Annotated in this window: 3 protein-coding genes; 2 read left to right on the forward strand and 1 reads right to left on the reverse strand. The window is 75.6% G+C overall.

What is annotated here, in order from left to right; genetic code table 11:
* Both OZN99_RS30685 and OZN99_RS30690 read left to right on the forward strand, forming a co-directional pair.
* Positions 1–653 (forward strand): gamma-glutamyltransferase (locus OZN99_RS30685; protein WP_270938994.1); only part of this gene is annotated, 653 nt, incomplete at its 5' end.
* 78 nt (positions 654–731) lie between these two features.
* Positions 732–1,229, forward strand: a complete 498-nt coding sequence (locus tag OZN99_RS30690) for a CreA family protein (protein WP_270938995.1) — start codon at positions 732–734, stop codon at positions 1,227–1,229.
* Positions 1,230–1,232: 3 nt separating this feature from the next.
* Here the strand turns inward: OZN99_RS30690 and OZN99_RS30695 are convergent.
* Positions 1,233–1,914, reverse strand: a 682-nt coding sequence (locus OZN99_RS30695) for a M48 family metallopeptidase (RefSeq protein WP_270938996.1), incomplete at its 5' end; no start/stop codon positions are given.

A 1,914-nucleotide genomic window follows, 5' to 3' on the forward strand; every position in this document is an offset into this window, starting at 1 on the left:
GCGCGCTGATCGCGCCGGACCGCGCCATGCCGCCGCCCGCCGCCGGCGACCCGCCCTTCCGCGAAGGCCGGCCGGCGCCGCAGGCCGAGGAGCACGGCACCGGCACGAGCCACATCGTCGCCCGCGACGCGGCCGGCAACGCGGTGTCGCTGACGCCCACCATCGAGGCCGTGATGGGCTCGCGCCTCTTCGTGCGCGGCTTCCTGCTCAACAACCAGCTGACCGACTTCGCCTTCCTGCCCGAACAGGATGGCCGCCCCGTCGCCAACCGGCTGGAGCCGGGCAAGCGCCCGCGCTCCTCCACCGCGCCCACCATCGTGCTCGGTGCCGATGGCACGCCGGAAATCCTGGCGGGTTCCGCCGGCGGGGCGCGCATCATCGGCCATGTGGCGCAGACGGTGGTCGGGCTGCTGGACTGGAACCTGCCGCCCGCCGAGGCGGTGGCGCTGCCACGCATCGGCGTGATCGGCACCGGCCCGGTGGAGCTCGAGGCCGGCACGCCCGTCGCCACTCTGGCTCCGGCGCTGCAGGCGATGGGACACCGCACGGATGTCCGCGAGATGCCCTCCGGCCTCGCCGTCCTGCGCGTCACGCCCGCCGGAATGCTGGGCGCGGCGGATCCGCGGCGGGAGGGGGTGGCGCTGGGGGACTGACCCGCGCAGGCCGCGGTTGCGGAACCGCCCCGCGCCGTGGCGTGCTGTGCCCTCACCGGCAAGACGGAGGAGTCCCGCATGTCCGCCCCGCGCCTCGCCCTCAGGCTCGCCTGCCTGGCGCTCGCCGGCCTTCCCCTCGCCTGGGCCGTGCCCGCACGCGCCGACGAGACGCGGGAGATCGGCTACGTCAACACCGCCATCACCAATCTCGGCCTGACGCGCAGCCACCGCGTGGTGGTGGAGCGGTTCGACGACCCGGAGGTGCGCGGCATCTCCTGCTGGATCAGCCAGGCGCGCACCGGTGGCTTCTCCGGCATGCTGGGCGTGGCGGAGGATCCGGCGCGCTTCTCGCTGACCTGCGCCGCCACGGGGCCCGTGCAGGTGCAGCCCGGCGCCCGCCGCGGCGAGCGCGGCGAGCAGGTCTACGAGGCCGGCACCAGCCTGTTCTTCAAGGAGACGCGCGTGCACCGCTTCCTGGACGAGGAGCGCAACGCGGTGGTCTATCTCGCCTGGTCCACCCGGCTGGTGGATGGCAGCCCGTTCAACGCCGTGGCGGTGGTGCCGATCCGGCAGTAGCGCTCACGCCCGCCGCGGCATCGCCTGCGGATCGCGCGCGATCTCCGCCGCCGCCAGCCGCCACTGCGCCAGCCGCTCCGGCCCGGCCGGGTGGCTGTCGTGCCAGGAGGTGACCTGGTCGCCGCTCAGCGCCGTCAGCTTCGCCCAGAGCACGCCGGCGCGGTCCAGGTCGTAGCCCGCGCGCGCCGCGATATGGGCACCGAGATAGTCGGCCTCCCGCTCCTGCGCCTTGGAGAAGGTGAGCTCCGCCGCGCGCGCGCCCGCTTCCGCGCCGGCACGGGCCAGCCGGTCGCCGAGCCCGATGGCGTCGCCGACCACGCCGCCCACCGTCGCGCCGAGCATCGCGCCCATCCCGACCCGCCGCGTCGCGCTGGCGACATGGCCGGCGATGTGATGCGCCATCTCATGCGCCACCACAGCCGCCAGTTCGTCCTCGTTCGCCACCAGGCGCATCAGGCCGGTCGTGACCACGATGCCGTCGCGGCCATGCGCGAAGGCGTTCGGCTCGGCCGACGGCGCCAGCTCCAGGCGGAAATCGCAGCCCTGCCGGCGCTCCGCGCGGCAGAAGGCGTCGGCGGCGCGGGCCGTCCGGGCAGCAACTCGACGCAGCATGGCGGCGTCCTCGGCGGGGCTGCGCAGCTGCGGGCGCGGCGGCGGCATGGCCGCGATCTCGCGCGCCGCGGCG

This window comes from Falsiroseomonas oryzae (assembly GCF_027856955.1).
GTDB classification, from domain to species: domain Bacteria; phylum Pseudomonadota; class Alphaproteobacteria; order Acetobacterales; family Acetobacteraceae; genus Falsiroseomonas; species Falsiroseomonas oryzae.

Bases quoted from the DNA above. Each gene is read 5' to 3' on its own strand.
- OZN99_RS30690 (WP_270938995.1), top strand. From the start codon at position 732: ATGTCCGCCCCGCGCCTCGCCCTCAGGCTCGCCTGCCTGGCGCTCGCC.